Origin of the sequence: Psychroserpens burtonensis DSM 12212, assembly GCF_000425305.1 — a bacterium.
GTDB classification, from domain to species: Bacteria; Bacteroidota; Bacteroidia; order Flavobacteriales; family Flavobacteriaceae; genus Psychroserpens; species Psychroserpens burtonensis.
The window spans coordinates 36,185-52,169 of record NZ_AUDE01000020.1; the positions used below are offsets into that span (position 1 = coordinate 36,185).

Sequence of the window (15,985 nt, forward strand, 5' to 3'; positions counted from 1 at the left end):
TTATTATTTTATTGCTGACTACAATTACTATCAGCGATATCTTGTGGTGAAGGGTTGTAGGCATTGTTATCAATTTGGATGGTTTCTTGGATTGACAAACCGTTTCCATTTGCAAACAAACCTTCTAGTGCACAAAAATCTGTTAAGTTGGGGTTTGGACCTGGGTCAACAGTATCACTAAAAATCCCAAAACCTATCAATATGGACGGAAAAACAGGATTGGCGGTCACTGTTGTCAAATTTTCTAGACCATACAGCTCTATTAAAGCCTCATTATTTGCAACCCAAAGTGTTGATAGTTCTGTGATTTGTTCTAATCCAATAAGTGTAATTAAAGCATCGTTATTATAAACTGCGAGTCCATTTAAACTTGACAAATTACTTAAAGCGTTTATTAGCGCCAATTGGTCGTTATCTTTTAATAATATGCTTGTTAACGATGTAATGGATTCCAATCCATTTAATGAGGTAAGCATATCATTGTTTTCTAGAATAAAACGACCAGTAATATTAGAGATATTACTAAAACCTTCTAATAATATTAATATCGGATTATCAATAACTGATAAATCAGTTACACTTTCTAAGCTATCTAAACCAGATAATGTCGTTAGCGAAGTATTGCTCCCAATAAATAATCTGCCTCCTATAGTTTCAAGATTTTGAAGCCCATTAAGAGATTCTAGGTTTTCATTACTAAAAACACTTATAAGACTAGTAATAGTTGTTAAAGTTTCTAATGGAGTTAAATCAACAATATCTCCAGCATCATCCGCAATACGAAGATCACCATTTACACTTATAAAACTGAACTGACCAAATTCATTAACCTCTGTTTGACTTGTTAATGTAACATCTCCATTGAATATTCCTCCAACATCTTCACATGTACTTAATAATCCAAGATTTATGGTTTCTCCATTTAATGTGATCTCGTTTGAAATAGTCCATTGACTAGTCTCAAAATCAAAAATTTGAATCTGTGTTGTCGTTATCATGCAATGTTGTAATCCTATATTAATAATGCCATCAGTAATACTAATTGTATTGTATTGATCAACGAAAACATAACCCTTAGTTAGAGGTGTGCCATTACAATTTGTAACTGCTCCAGTAATTGTTGTCGTTTGAAATTCTTCAGAAAATGAAATATTCACATTAGAGTCAGAACTATAACCACCTAATACTTATTCATGTACCAATTGATTATTACATTTACCTCCAGTGCTATAAATTGATAATGTGATTTCTTCATTTTGAGGTATTAATCTACATTGTGCTCCATCAATTGATTGCACATTTCCAAAATAAATAATTTGATCGGTACTATTGCGTTTCATCAATACTAAGTATGGAGTAGAGGCTTCAGAAGTACCTGAAGTAATTGAAAAGCATAGATTTACATAGTCTAAAGGTAAATCACAGTTCCACCATGTAAAATGATTAACCTCTGCAAAATATTTATTACCTACTTTAAAAGCTTCACCTTGTTCTTTCCAATAGCCCACAGCTTCATCTAAATACTAAAGCGGTATTGTTTCTGGAGCGATATCCGTTTAGCTAAAATCTACAGGAAATTCTATAATTGCAGAACTATTTTCATCTATATTTAATTCTTCGCCAGATGGTAAAAATAAATTCACTGAAACCATCCCGTAAGTTTCTAAAATTACAGCATTATTTTCAGTCGTTTGTGCAAATAGACCTCCTGGCATTCTAGTAAAAGTGGCAGTATTATTTGGTCTAATATAATCTAAAACAACGTCTACTTGTCCTGAGTATGGATTACCATCTTGATTTATAAAATCTCCTAGAAACCGTACTTTAATACCATTAGGTTCAGTTACTATAGAACTCTCACCAGAGTTAATCACAGCAGTAACTTCTTTTTTTAACAATACAATGTCTAATCTGTTTACACCATCTGTTTTTGGAATCACAACCCTAGACCCATTGATATAACCTTATTTATAGGATTTTATGTAAGCGAAATTTTCAAAAACCTCTACATCGTTTAGAATAAATAGCCCATTACGATCTGTAGAAGTAATGACATTACCAACGGTAATTTGAACGTTTGATAATTTCTTACCAGATTCGTTTGTGACGAGTCCAATAAAGTTTCCTGTGGTTGTGTTTCCAAAGTTTTCAGATTGAAATATAAGATCGTTAGCTTCTAAATTTGGATCATTATTATCATTTTGAGACCCATCATCTTCTTTTTCACAATTTTGAAGTGTCAATGTCAATGAGAAAAGGAAGAATAGTTTAGTAGTTATTTTCATAGCGGTTGGTATTTGCTCCATTAAAAGATGCAAAAATTATAAAAAGGTTGCGTAAGACATTACTTTTTTTAAAAAATTAAGAAATAATGCTAATAAAAACCGATTGCTATTTCCTTAAATTTTTAACCCGCTCCAACAACGTAGGATGGGAGTAATGCATCGCCACATAGGCAGGATGAGGCGTCAAATTACTCAAACTATTTTTGGATAATTTTTTAAGAGAAGAGACTAAAGGTTCTGCACTGTATGTGTTTTTTGCATAATCATCTGCTTGGTATTCAAATTTACATGAGAGTTGATTCATTACTAAACTTGTGAGTTCAGAAATAGGCGAGTAGAGCAACCCAAAAGCAATTAATCCCACATGAAAACTTGGGATCTCAACACCAAGTGCGTTTGATAATAACGGATTTGAAATAAATACAGACAATACATAAAGTGTTACCCCTGTCAAAGCAATAGATGCCAATAAATTAAAAACAATATGTTTCTTTTTATAATGTCCAACCTCATGGGCTAAAACGGCCACAATCTCTTCTTCGTCTAAATCTTTAACTAAGGTATCATAAAGTGTCACTCTTTTTTCACTTCCAAAACCAGAAAAGTAAGCATTGGCTTTTGTACTGCGTTTAGAACCATCAATGATAAATATCTTATCAAGATTAAAACCAACCGATGATGCATAAGTTGAAATTTTATCACGCAAAGTGCCGTCCTCTAAAGGTGTTTGTTTATTAAAAAGTGGAACAATTAATTTAGAATAAAACAGATTCATGAGTACTGTGAAAAGTGTCACAATTCCCCAAGTATAAAGCCAAAACAACTCTTGTGTTTGCTGGTAAAACCAAATGATGAGTGCTAGAATCAAACCACCTAAAACAGCCATCATAATCAAGCCTTTAATCTTATCAAGGACAAATGTTTTTTTAGTGGTTTTATTAAATCCGAAGCGTTCCTCAATAACGAAGGTTTTATAATAACTAAAGGGTGTAGACATCAAATCACTGGCAAGCATAATTATCCCGAAGAAAATTAAAGCAACGATAACTGGGTTTTCGCTATAACTTCTAGCGAAGTTATCTACGTATTCAAATCCGTCTAAAAAGAGAAACCCTAAAGTGAGCACTAAAGAAAACAAAGAACTCCAAAGCCCAAATTTATAATTGGTCTTTTTATAGGCTTGTGATTTTTTATATTCGGTATCGTCATAGACATCTTCTAATTCAATAGGAACTGGATTATCGTAATTTTTTGCATTGAGGTAATCTAAAACCTTGTCAATAACGAAATTGATACTAATTATAAAAATGATGATGTAGAAAAGAGTTATGTAAGTCATATCGTTGTTTTACAATTGTAAAGATAATCGCTATTTGTCTTCAATAGAGACTAAGTTATATTTAATTTCTATTGTCACATTATGCAGTGCTGAATTGAAAATATATTGTCGTTTAAAGTACAATGCGAAGCTATCCAAGTGCTGTACAATTTTCATGTCCATTAAAACTCTCAATAAAATGGACTTAATTAAAACGACGTTGCCTTTTAACTTCAAAAATCAAAATTCCTGCTGCGACAGAGACATTCATACTGTCAATTTCGCCTTGCATTGGGATTTTAATGTTCTGAGTAGAGGCTTTTCGCCATGAGTCACTCAATCCATCGGCTTCTGTGCCGACCACAATTGCAGTTGATTGTGTGTAATCCTGTTCGTGATAATTGACTGCTTCCTGTAAAATAGCGCTGTAAATAGAAATTTTATGGTCTTTTAAAAATATAATTATCTCATCAGTGTCACCAACAGCAACTTGATTGGTAAACAGGCAACCAACACTAGATCTTATAATATTTGGGTTATACAAATCACCTTTTGGGTTAGCAATAATCACAGCATCTACATGAGCAGCATCTGCAGTGCGAAGAATGGCTCCAATATTCCCAGGTTTCTCTGGAGCTTCGGCAACGAGTATTAAGGGGTTTGTCTTCGGAAATTTTAAATCTTGTAGTTTATGCTGTTTCATTTCAGCAATAGCGATTATGCCTTCTGTAGAACTGCGATATGCCAATTTTTCAAATACATCTTTAGAAATTTTGATGCGTTCAATTTCCGAAGAAATGAGAACCTCTAAATCCTCTGGAGATATTAATTCTGGATAAAACAAAACAGACGTAATCTTATAATTAGCCTTTACTGCTAATACTAATTCACGCTGACCTTCAATAATAAAAAGACCCGTTTTTTTGCGTTCTCGAGATTTGTCTTTTAAAACAAGAATTTGTTTTATCAGTTGGTTTTGTGTGCTCGAAATTTCTTTATAGTGCATTGTGTTAAAATTCAAGATATTTAAGAGTTAACAAATTTACATTTTATCAAACATATTCTGCATTAATCTTGGTATAGAATTTAATACATATTTTATTAAAGGGTAGGAAAATTAAAAACATACATGTTATACTAGTATACGAATCTATTGTCTTTTTGATATGTATTTGTAACTTATAACAACCAATCAAACACTTATTTATGAAATCAAAATTACTCTTTCCGCTAATTGTTCTCTTCTTTTCTTTTCTTACAAATGCCCAAAATCTTGTTATGCAAGATGGTGCTTGGACAGAATGTGATTTTGTCTTAACAGATACAGGAGATGTTACTTCTAATTATGGTAACAACGAAAATTTGACATTAACATTATGTCCACCAACTGATGGAGAGTTAGTGACGATAAACTTTAGTGAATTCTCAACACAAGCAAATCTTGATGTATTGAGTATTTATGATGGTGCATCTGCCGATAGTCCATTAATTGGGACGTATTCAGGAACAAATAATCCTGGGTTTATCTCAGCAGATAACGCTTCTGGATGTTTAACTATTAATTTTACCAGTGACGCTAGTGGTACAACTATGGGTTGGACTGCTGAAGTATTTTGCGAAACGCAAGATTTTGAAATCAATCAACCTACTGATTATTTTGTGTGTGATGAAAACTCTGATGGTTTTTATGATTTTGACTTAACACAAAAAGATCAAGAAATTTTATCTGGTTTATCCCCAAGTGATTATATAGTAACGTATTACGTAACACAGCAGGATGCAGATAACATGACTAATGCGCTTGTTAGCCCTTATGCCAATACAGTCAACCCACAATTGATTTATGTTAGTGTCATTAATCTTTCAACTGGTAATGTGCAACAAACCTCGTTTACTCTTTTCGTTAATGTGGCTCCCCAACCAGAATTACTAGATCTTTATGAAATTTGTGAAGGTGGAAGTATTATTTTAGATTCTTTATTGAATAATCCAGATTTTCAATACCAATGGTATGTAGATGGTTTTATTCTAGTAGGAGAAACGTTTTCTATATTAGAAGTTGTTGAACAAGGCTATTATCAATTACAAGTTTTTACAGCAGATGGATGCGAGTCTTTTGATGAAGCAGAAGTTATTTTAACAACATTTCAAGTAGATACTCCAGATTCGTTTATAGTTTGTGATGATGATGACGATGGTTTTGCATCGTTCGATTTAGAGAGTCAAATGTTAGAAATTATAGGTGCTGTTGATAATCCTACGTTAGTTGTTACGTTTCATGAATCAGAAGCTGATGCGCTTAATGACTTAAACTCACTTATCTCGCCATATAACAATATTGTTCAACTTAGTCAAGTGATTTATATTAGAGTAAGTTCTATCGTTGGAGACTGTGCTACTGTATCACCATTAGAACTTATTGTTGATATCAATTGTGTATCATCTTCATCTTCCATTCTAAATATATGTGCTGATGATCCTAATATTCCTGTGGATGTAGATTTAACAGTAGAAGAAACGACTTTGGTTAACGGTGAAGATACTTCAAATTTCATATTTGAATATTACTTAACTGAGGCAGAAGCAGATTCCCAAACAAACCCGATTACTAATCCTAGTAGTTTTGCCATTAGTGGTAATTCGGCAACAATTTTTGTTAGAGTAGAAGAGGTTGGAACTGGAGATAATACGATTGAAAATATTTTTGTGAATTTTAATTTAAATCCGCAAGTAGACTTTAATGGTCCTTACACAGTTTGTTCTGGTAACGAAATTGTATTGACGCCATTTGTAAATGGAGGATCTGGAGCAGGATTTAACTATTTATGGAACGATGGTCAAATAGACCCAGAAATTGTAGTTTTTGAAGCTGGATTATATTCAGTGACTGTTACAGATACGTTAACAGGTTGTACCGGTTTTGCAGAAGTTCAAGTAGATTTAGGTGAAGCTGCAAATATCACTGCACCACAAACTTTAGTGTCATGTGGTACTAATGGTGTTTTTGATTTAACGAGTATCATTCCAGATGTATTAAACGGATTAGATCCAAATAATTACAATATTGCGTTTTATGATAATTTCAGTAACGTATTTAGTCAAACTAATGCACTTGCTGATCCAGATCTATATACGGCTACATCAAACCCTCAAACAGTGTATATAAGAGTAGGTAACCTTACTGATGAATGTTTCGCTTTTGGGGCTTTTGATCTTATTTCAGAGAATTGCCCAACAACTATTGATTGTGCAGAAGGTCCTGTAAATACCACGTATTGTTATGAACTTAATTCAGCAGAACAATACACATATGCAAGTGCAGATGGTTTTCCAGTACAAGTGGTTTTTAATGCTGGTCAAGTAGAAAATACTTGGGATGAATTAACGGTATTAGATACAGATGGTTCTTTGTTATATTCTGGATATGGTCATGATGGAGATCTTACAGGATTAACATTTATGTCTTCAGGAGATACACTTACTATTTATGTAGACTCTGATGAAGTTTTCGCTTGCTCAACTGAAAATTACACACCTATAGATTATGATGTGAGCTGTGTTGATTTGACTGCTGTACCAAACTGTACGTCAGTTTTAACAACTCCCGTCAATGGAGATATTGATATCAATGAAAATACAGATTTGACTTGGACTGCCGCTTCTGGTTTAGTGGCTGGTTATAAATTAACGGTTGGTATTACTTCAAACGGTACAGAAGTTATCGATAATCAAGATGTAGGTAATGTGTTAGCTTATGATGTTGGAACGTTAGATTATGAAACAACATATTATGTAACCATTACAGCATACAATGCTAATGGTGATGCCTTAGATTGTAACGAAGAAAGTTTTACAACTAGAGCTAATCCAAATCAAACTGTGGTTTGTGATGAGGGAGGCGTAAATACGATGTATTGCTACGATGATGATGATACTTCAGAATTTAGTTTTCAAAGCGATAGTGGAGAACCATTAACTATTTTCTTTAATGCAGGAACTACCGAAGTTAATTTTGATGAAATCACCATATTAGATTCAGATGGCACTATAATGAATCCAACCTTGCCTTATGGAAATAATGGAGATTTTTCTGGATTGACTTATACATCCACAGGAGTAACGATTACTGTAGCTTTTGATTCAGATAATACGGTGAGTTGTGCAGGAGGAAATGATTGCTGTACAATTCAGTTTGATTTTGATGTCTATTGCTCAACTTCAGTAGGAATAATTGAAGTAAACGCTTTTGTAGATGCTAATGCAAATACCATTTTTGATGGATTAGAGCTTAGTTTCTCTAACGGCTACTTTACTTACGAAAAGAATAACGACGGAAATATCAATACCGTAAATTCTTCAACTGGCTCATTTCAAATATTGAGTACTAGTGAGACAGATCTATACGATATTACATTTAATTTATATGAAGAGTCTTTACCATGTTATGATATTGCAACAAGTGTATTTGATAATATTAGTGTCGCTAATGGCACTACCGAAGTTTTAGATTTTGCGGTTGTAGAAGAACAAAGTTGTGAAGACTTAGCGGTTTATCTTATTAACTTTGGAGCACCACCAAGACCAGGATTTAATCATATTAATTATTTAGTATTTGAAAATTTAGGCTTTACAACAATAGTTTCTGGTAGTATAGAATTTACTGCAGATCCGCAACTTATTTATAATGGTGTAGCATTTGTTAATCCTAACTATGTTATTAACACTACAACCACAGGTTTTACAGTAGATTTTGTAAACCTTCTACCTGGAGAGGCAGAGTTTATTCAGATTTCATTTACTAGCCCTGCAGAAGTAGAACTAGGTGAGATTGTAACTAATACTGCAAACTATGTTACAGATACAAATGATTTAGTGGCTAGCAATAACTACTCAACATTATCTGAGTTGGTTGTTGGTTCTTGGGATCCAAACGATAAAAGAGAATCTCATGGTCCTCGAGTAAACTATGATGATTTTGCAGCATCAGATGAGTGGTTGTATTATACTATTCGTTTCCAGAATTTAGGAACATTTGAAGCAGATTTTGTTAGAATAGATGATGCTTTAAATAGTCAATTAGATGCAGCAACATTCCAGATGTTGAGATCAAGTCATGATTATGTGGTCACAAGAACAGATACTGATTTAGAGTGGTTCTTTGAAGATATCAACTTACCGGCAGAGCAAGATGATGTAGAAGGTAGTCAAGGTTTTGTTTACTTTAGAATTAAGCCAAATCCAGGGTATAGTATTGGAGATATCATCCCAAATACAGCAGCCATTTTCTTTGACTTTAATGCACCTGTAATTACCAATCAATTTGATACCGTATTCGTAGAAGATAATTTATCTGTTGGAGATGCAAATTTCATGGCATTTGATATGTTCCCAAATCCTGCAAAAGATAAAGTGACGATACGCTTAAATGCTAACCACTTCGGAAATGTAACAGTCCATATTATTGATCTCCAAGGAAAGCGAATCTTAGAACAGTACATTTCCGAAGGAAATAATCTCGAATTAGATATTACAGATTTACAAAGCGGACTCTATTTCGTGAAACTAAATACAAATAATAAAAGCCGAGTTAAAAAATTGATTATAGAATAAGCTAGTGCAATTAATTCAGGAAAGTCTCAGGAAATTATTGAGGCTTTTTTTGTAAGCATTTCTTGTTATCTTCGTCTTCTGTTAGGGAATAACAAACAACTAAAAACACACGATTAATGACATTTAAAAGTTTAGTAATAGTAGCATTCATAGTTTTTACGTCTTGCAAAGACAATAAAACTCCAGAAACCGTTGAATTCATAGATTATTCTAAAGAGAATTTAGATGTCACTACAAGTGCTTATCCAGAAAATATTACCAATGTAATGAATGCACATGGTGGAATTGACCCTTGGAGAAAAATGAATACCTTAAAATTCACAATGTCTAAAGAAACAGGTGATGAAATCACGACTACAGATTTACATAATAGATATTCTATAATTGAAATGCCAAAGCATACTATTGGGTATGATGGAGAAGTTGTATGGTTACAGAATAAGGATAAAACGGCTTATGATGGGAACCCTAAGTTTTATTATAATTTGATGTTTTATTTCTATGCAATGCCTTTTATTTTAGCAGACGATGGTATTATCTATGAGGATGTTGATCCCTTAAGGTTTGAAGGTAAAGCATATCCTGGAATTAAAATTTCTTATGAAGGTGGAGTAGGAGAATCACCAGAAGATGAATATATTCTATATTACAATCCAACTACTGGAGAAATGGCTTGGTTGGGATATACAGTGACTTTCTTTACTAGTGAAAAAAGTAAGGAATGGCATTTCATAAAATATAGTGATTGGCAAACAGTCAACGGATTAAAATTACCAAAACGTTTGACTTGGTATAATGTTGAAAATAATTTACCAACGACAAAACGTAACCATTTAGATTTTACAAACGTTGTATTAACGCAATCTTCAAAAGGTGCGTCATCCTTTGCTATGCCTGCAAATGCAGAACGAATAAAATAGAGTTCGTTTTAGAGATATTGTAACTCATAAAAGAAAACCTGTCAAGTTTAAACTTGACAGGTTTTTTAATAAATAATTTAATTTTAATTCTCTGTTTCTAGTTTTTTAGAATAACGTTTCCATAATTCGGTTTGATGTGTCTCTAGACTCAGTAGTCTCCCATCAATAAACGCGTGGGTTAAGATATTGGTTCTCATATCTAATGCATCTCCTTCACTAATAAATAGGGTAGCGCTTTTTCCAACCTCCAAAGTTCCATAGGTGTCATCAATCCCTAAAATTTTAGCTGGGTTTTGGGTAATGAGCTGCAGTGCTTGTTCTTTAGTTAAGCCATAAGCAACAGTCGTTCCTGCATAAAAAGGAAGGTTACGGGAATTCATACGTTCCATTTGTCCGCTAGTTTCTAAAGCAATAGTCACACCTTTATCTGTTAATAATTTTGCCAATTTAAAAGGCATATCATAATCATCATCGGTTAGACTTGGTCTGCTGTGCACACGTTGCAATAAAACAGCGATATTATTACGTGTAAGCATATCAGCAACTTTGTGGGCCTCATAACCACCTACGATAACCATTTTAGACACCTTATTAGCATTAGAAAAGTTAATGGCATCTGTTATTCCTTTTTCGTCATCTACATGGATGTATAAGGTTTTAGAACCGTTAAATAATCCGTTAGTAGCCTCATAAGGTAAATGTGTTGCCGATTTATCACCAACCATATACGTTTTTGTAGCGTTAAAATAATCTTTAATTTCAGTGACTTGTTCGTCATATTTGTCATTCACTTTCATCGCTGGATCTTCTCCTAACCACCATCGACCTCTAGAAAAACTGTTTGGCCAATTCATATGAATACCGTCATCTTCTTTTACAACCGCATCTTCCCAGTTCCAAGCATCAAATTGAACGATAGAAGAGGTTCCAGAAATACGTCCACCACGAGGTGTTATTTGCCCTAATAAAACGCCATTAGGTCTCATAGATTCAACGATTTTAGATTCTGTATTATAGGCAATTAAACTTCTTATATGTGGATTCCATGATCCAATTTCAGAAACGTCATCTGTAGCTCTCACGGCACTTATTTCTACTAATCCTAATGTGGAATTTGGTACAATAAATCCAGGATAGACATGTTTACCATTGGCAGCCATGACTTCCATACCAGTAAGGTCCATTTTAACTAGTGTCATATCAGTAACAGTTTTAAGGGTGCCATCTTCAAAAATGATAATACTGTTTTCAATGACAGTGCCGTTTCCAATATGAGCTGTAGCGCCTGTTATTGCAATAGTTTTGCTTTGTTTAGGAGCTGGTGTTTGTTGTGCAATACTTACAGAAAAACTAAGTAAAGTAAAGTATAATAATTTTATATTGAGTGTTTTCATAGGTCTTGATTTAGTGTTGTGCATGGTCTAAGTAATCACAATGCATTTGATCCTTTTCTTTCTTTTTAATCGGTTGTGTCTTTAAGCCTTTGTTTTTAGCTTTCATCATACCATTGATGAGTTCACTTTTCTCTTTCTTAATTTGAGAACGCATCATTTCGTCACGTTTTAAATCAAAATAAGTCACACCTTCAATAATGGTTTTTTCAGCTTTTGCATAAATTGACATTGGATGATCTGTCCATAAAACAACATCGGCATCTTTACCAACTTTAATACTTCCAACACGATCGTCTATGTGTAATAATTTAGCAGGGTTTAAGGTCACAAATTTCCATGCATCTTCTTCACTAACACCTCCATATTTAACAGATTTTGCAGCTTCTTGATTTAAACGTCTAGACATTTCACCATCATCACTATTAATAGCAACAACAACACCAGCATTATGCATAATAGCAGCATTATATGGAATGGCGTCATTAACTTCATATTTGTAAGCCCACCAATCACTAAAGGTTGATCCACCTACACCATGTTTAGCCATTTTATCTGCTACTTTATAACCTTCCAGGATATGTGTAAAGGTGTTAATCTTGAAATCAAATTTATCGGCAACTGTCATTAACATGTTGATTTCACTTTGTACATAAGAATGACAAGAGATAAAACGTTGGCTGTTTAGAATTTCAGAAATAACGTCCATTTCAATATCTTTACGATATGGTTTTCCGCTTTTCTTTAAAGCATCATAAGCTTTTGCTCTTGTGAAATAATCGATATATAACTGTTCAACTCCCATTCTTGTTTGTGGAAATCTATTTCTCGCGTTGTCTCCCCAATTGGATTGCTTCACGTTTTCACCTAAAGCAAATTTTATAAATTTTGGACTGTTATTATAAATTAAATTCTCAGCAGATTCTCCCCATTTCAATTTAATAATAGCAGAACGTCCACCAATAGGATTTGCGGATCCATGCAGTATTTGAATAGAAGTTACACCACCTGCAAGGTTTCTGTAAATATCAACATCTTCATCGTCGATTACATCTTCTATAGAGACCTCGGCAGATGAGTTGTGTCCGCCTTCATTAATTGAAGAGGCAGCAATATGCGAATGTTCATCAATAATACCAGACGTTAAATGTTTACCTGTAGCATCAATAACTATAGCGTTTCCATCTGAAAGATCTTTACCAATTTTTGAAATCTTTCCATTTTTAATAAGCACATCTGTATTTTCTAAAACACCATCTTTTTCATTGGTCCATACGGTAGCATTTTTGAAAAGTAAAGTTTCTGCTTTTGGAAGTTCTGCAAAACCGTATGCCATATTTGGATAGGTGATAGGCATGATTTCTTTTGCAGTCGTTGATTCTTCACCGTCAACTTCTTTTTCATCATCAGCAGCATCAGCAGCATCAGCATCATCAGCAGTATTGACAGCACTATTAGTTTTTTCTTCTTTTTCTTTGGAAGACTTTTCTGGTTTATCTATTTTCTTAGCGTAGAATGTCATTTCATTACCATCTGGATAGACTGCTTTTCCGTTGAGTGTGTTTCCGTTGGAAGCATTTGCTATTAATCGAATGAATTTTTGTTCAGTAGAATCTTTTGTCGTCATTGAAATATTGATCCAATCATCGGCATAAGACACTTTAGATCCTCTTTTTTGTCCGTCGCTAGTAATTTCAGATTTCAATTTGCTAGGTGTTCCTTTTAAGGTCATTTTATAGGTTTCACCTGCTATATTAAATTCATAGTCACCTGTGAGATCCTGAGTATTCATATCTTCAAGAACTGTTTTTTGTCCTTGAACCCAGTTTTCATAAAGCTTGGTTTTCTTTTCGAAAATATCACCCGATGTAATTAAGAAATTTGCATAAGACCCTTTTTGGAGTGAACCAATTTCTGAAGATTTCCCTAATAGTTGTGCAGGAACAGTCGTTAACGCTTCTAATGCTTTTTCTTTTGAAAGACCGTATTCAACAGCTTTAATAAGGTTAGGCATGAATGTCTTAGGGGACTTTAAATCATGAGATGTAAACGTGAATTTTATTCCGTTCTCTGCTAATATCTTTGCATTTGCAGGCCCTTGATTCCAGGCTTTCATATCACTTATTGATAAAGATCTGCTTAAAAAAGCATTTTCTACATCGTAAGCCTTTTGAAAATTTATAGGAATGATATAAGATGCGTTTGTTGCTTTTACATCTGCGATACGTTCATATTCGTCGCCACCACCAAGGATAACATATTGAATCCCGAATGCATCTCCAACCTTATCGGCTCTCATAGCATTCAAGCGACTCCCAGCTCCAAAAATCTGAACCAAACTTTTGTTAGAGTTCAAGGCTTCTAAAGATAAGTCTTTGGTTTTACTGTTTCCTTTAGCATACCAATCTGCATCATTATACATTTGGCGTAGCAAAGCCATACTTCCCATAATAGAACCAGGGTATGATTGCCTGGAAGCAACACTTTTGCTGAATGAAAAGTATTGAGCCGACTTTGGATCTATAATTCGAAATCCGTTTCCATCGTCAGGATTAAGAGCAACTAAAGTTCCTGTTCCTCGAACGATACCGTCTTCAATGTGAGTATTCACGACACCAAAACCAGCTTTCATTAATTCTTTTGCTATTTTCCCATCAAATTCAAATTTATCAATAGCGCTGTTCTCTGGCATGACGTGATCACTCCAATAAAATCCAGATCTACTTGGGCCATATTGTGGGCTTCTACCTTGGTCAGATGCACGTTCTGGCTTTTTGACACCAAATGTAGAGTACATATCAATAAATGAAGGGTAAATACTTTTACCTTTTAAATCTACTACAATTGTATTTTTAGGGATACTCACTTCATTACCAGAAGCTACGACTTTACCATCTTTAATTAATAGTGTTCCATTCTCAATAATTTGAGTTGGAGTCACGTAAATTTTGGCATTTGTGAAGGCTTGATAGCTTGTGTTTTTGGTTTTTACACCATCGTTCTTGGGGAAATAGTCTTGTGCAAATAATGCAAAACTGCAAAAGCATAACGCTATTGCGTACTTGATTTTATTCATATAAAGGTGGTTGATTAATAATTCTTTCTAAAGATAAAAATTAACAACATATCAATAGACAAAATATAAAGTTTTAACATTTCCGAAGTCATAGACCACCTCCACTTTAAAACAATCGCAGTAGATAGGGTATTACTTCATAGGATGCTCTTTATGGTAGTTCACTAAAAGGGCAACAACATAACTGTAACTTTCCGTACCGCCTGCTTGATTGTTGGTTTTTAAAAAGCTGTCATAAGTCGTTTTAAAAAGGGGTTCTAAGGGGTTTTCGTAGCCATCCCAAAAGTCTCTTACTTCTTGGTAGTTTTTTAAAATCCCTTTATGAAGTTGGGGCAATAATTCTTCATATAAAGTGAGGTCTCGTTTGTATAATTCTCCTAAACAATGACGCAAAGCAAAAGCATATCCAGAATAATTAAAATAAGCATCTGGATGATGCATTGCAGCCATACTACCAATAAAATTTGCTTCATTTTCGGCTGCATAACCTAATTGATGTGCGACTTCATGGCTTCCAGTTGTTGGGAATTTATAGGCAGGAATCAACCCATCAACTTGAGCTTCGTTGGTAAACGGATTTAAGTATCCAGAAAAACCCATGAATGTTAGCGGTATACTATATAACGATCGTTTAATACTTCTCGGTTGATATTCTAGATATGGAAATTCTTTTGAAAGTAGATCATAACCATCAGGCACCATTTTTAAAATCTTAGTTTTAGAATAGGGCATAACCACTTTAGTAGAATCTGTTTTAGCGAGTTGTAATTGTAGGGTATTGGTTTTATTTATGAGTTGCTTCGTTAAATTTACCAATTCGATGGTGCTATATTCTTGATCTATTCCCAAAGATTTATGGAGTGGTAAACGGTAGTAGTTAAAAGCCCAAAGAATATGAAAAGCGAAATAACCAATCGAAATTACAGATAGTATATCCAACATCCAACGCTTGGTATCCTTGATAATTCGTTTTCGATTTAAATACAACCATCTCAAAATATACAAACCCAATAGCGTATATAACACATCGCCAACCGAAAAAGGTAACCAACCAAAGGCATAGCGCATCGCTTTAGAAATCCAAACATAAATTCCATGACTATAGACAGACTCCACAAAATTAGGGTAGTGTGCTAAAATTTTCAGAAGGAAAATCTGAGGAATAATAGAAAAGGCGATAATGAGCTTTTTGTATTTGAGCATGATTCAAAAATAGGTATTTTTTAGAACCTTATCCCTGTAGTTTTTAACGATTTTTTTTTCCTGCTTTTCGCTTAATCTTTTGTACCAAAAGGATATCACTGCAATCAGGAGTAGCTAGAGTGATTGTTTTGTTTAGTGATCTAATTTCTTGCATTCATTTTTTCTTGATAAAAAAACGAACC

Annotated in this window: 11 protein-coding genes; 2 read left to right on the forward strand and 9 right to left on the reverse strand. The window is 33.8% G+C overall.

Annotated elements, in window-relative coordinates; genetic code table 11:
* Positions 1 to 8: 8 nt before the first annotated feature.
* The 6 genes from H593_RS0109440 to H593_RS0109465 all read right to left on the reverse strand — a co-directional run bounded on the left by H593_RS0109440 (position 9) and on the right by H593_RS0109465 (position 4,609).
* Positions 9 to 1,157 (reverse strand): leucine-rich repeat domain-containing protein, encoded by a 1,149-nt coding sequence (locus H593_RS0109440; RefSeq protein WP_028872229.1) that lies wholly within the window; start codon positions 1,155 to 1,157, stop codon positions 9 to 11.
* A 30-nt stretch (positions 1,158 to 1,187) separates the two neighbouring features.
* Positions 1,188 to 1,508 carry a hypothetical protein gene (locus tag H593_RS0109445; RefSeq protein ID WP_028872230.1) on the reverse strand — a complete coding sequence of 107 codons (321 nt, stop codon included), beginning with the start codon at positions 1,506 to 1,508 and terminating at the stop codon, positions 1,188 to 1,190.
* A gap of 48 nt (positions 1,509 to 1,556) precedes the next feature.
* Entirely contained in the window at positions 1,557 to 1,940 is a 384-nt protein-coding gene (locus tag H593_RS0109450; protein WP_028872231.1) for a hypothetical protein, read from the reverse strand.
* 24 nt (positions 1,941 to 1,964) lie between these two features.
* Positions 1,965 to 2,285, reverse strand: coding sequence for a hypothetical protein (locus H593_RS0109455; protein WP_147231862.1), 321 nt, complete (start codon positions 2,283 to 2,285; stop codon positions 1,965 to 1,967).
* A gap of 106 nt (positions 2,286 to 2,391) precedes the next feature.
* Complete coding sequence (locus H593_RS0109460; RefSeq protein WP_028872233.1) at positions 2,392 to 3,624, reverse strand: M48 family metallopeptidase; 1,233 nt, start codon at positions 3,622 to 3,624, stop codon at positions 2,392 to 2,394.
* 184 nt (positions 3,625 to 3,808) lie between these two features.
* Positions 3,809 to 4,609, reverse strand: coding sequence for a TrmH family RNA methyltransferase (locus tag H593_RS0109465; protein ID WP_028872234.1), 801 nt, complete (start codon positions 4,607 to 4,609; stop codon positions 3,809 to 3,811).
* A gap of 200 nt (positions 4,610 to 4,809) precedes the next feature.
* Here H593_RS0109465 and H593_RS0109470 point away from each other — a divergent pair, with 200 nt between their 5' ends.
* Entirely contained in the window at positions 4,810 to 9,213 is a 4,404-nt protein-coding gene (locus H593_RS0109470) for a DUF7619 domain-containing protein (RefSeq protein WP_028872235.1), read from the forward strand.
* A 116-nt stretch (positions 9,214 to 9,329) separates the two neighbouring features.
* Positions 9,330 to 10,133 (forward strand): DUF6503 family protein, encoded by an 804-nt coding sequence (locus H593_RS0109475; protein WP_028872236.1) that lies wholly within the window; start codon positions 9,330 to 9,332, stop codon positions 10,131 to 10,133.
* Between the two features lie 83 nt (positions 10,134 to 10,216).
* Here H593_RS0109475 and H593_RS0109480 read toward each other — a convergent pair whose 3' ends face one another.
* The 3 genes from H593_RS0109480 to H593_RS0109490 form a co-directional block, all read right to left on the reverse strand.
* On the reverse strand, positions 10,217 to 11,527 hold the full coding sequence (locus H593_RS0109480; RefSeq protein WP_028872237.1) for an amidohydrolase family protein: 1,311 nt from the start codon (positions 11,525 to 11,527) through the stop codon (positions 10,217 to 10,219).
* Positions 11,528 to 11,537: 10 nt separating this feature from the next.
* A complete protein-coding gene (locus H593_RS0109485) occupies positions 11,538 to 14,600 on the reverse strand; it encodes an amidohydrolase family protein (RefSeq protein WP_037051973.1) in 3,063 nt (1,020 codons plus the stop codon).
* Positions 14,601 to 14,732: 132 nt separating this feature from the next.
* Positions 14,733 to 15,803 carry a DUF3810 domain-containing protein gene (locus H593_RS0109490; protein ID WP_028872239.1) on the reverse strand — a complete coding sequence of 357 codons (1,071 nt, stop codon included), beginning with the start codon at positions 15,801 to 15,803 and terminating at the stop codon, positions 14,733 to 14,735.
* Positions 15,804 to 15,985 lie beyond the last annotated feature (182 nt).